The organism is Halorubrum sp. SS7 (assembly GCF_005435055.1).
Taxonomy (GTDB): Archaea; Halobacteriota; Halobacteria; order Halobacteriales; family Haloferacaceae; genus Halorubrum; species Halorubrum salinarum.
The window spans coordinates 1-246 of sequence record NZ_SGXV01000587.1; the positions used below are offsets into that span (position 1 = coordinate 1).

General features: G+C 68.3%; 1 pseudogene. It reads left to right on the forward strand.

The window, feature by feature from the left end:
- Positions 1-186, forward strand: a pseudogene (locus EXE44_RS19245) (glycosyltransferase family 2 protein); the annotation flags it as partial.
- Between the last annotated feature and the right edge of the window lie 60 nt (positions 187-246).

Genomic DNA, 246 nt, shown 5'->3' on the forward strand with positions numbered 1-246 from the left:
CTGGCGCTGTGTACGCTCGGCTGGTTCCTCCTCGGCGTCGCTTACTACGGGGACGACCACCACCACTGGGCGCTCGCGGTCCCACTCGCGCCGCTTATCACCGTCGTTCACTCGATGGGGACCGTCGCCGGGATCCTCAACCCTCCGGAGACGTTCCGGGTGACGACGAAGGTCGGCAGCGACTGATCCCGCCGCGAGGCCGCTCGATCTCCTTTTCGGCCCCGACTCGTGCTCACTCGCGCAGCC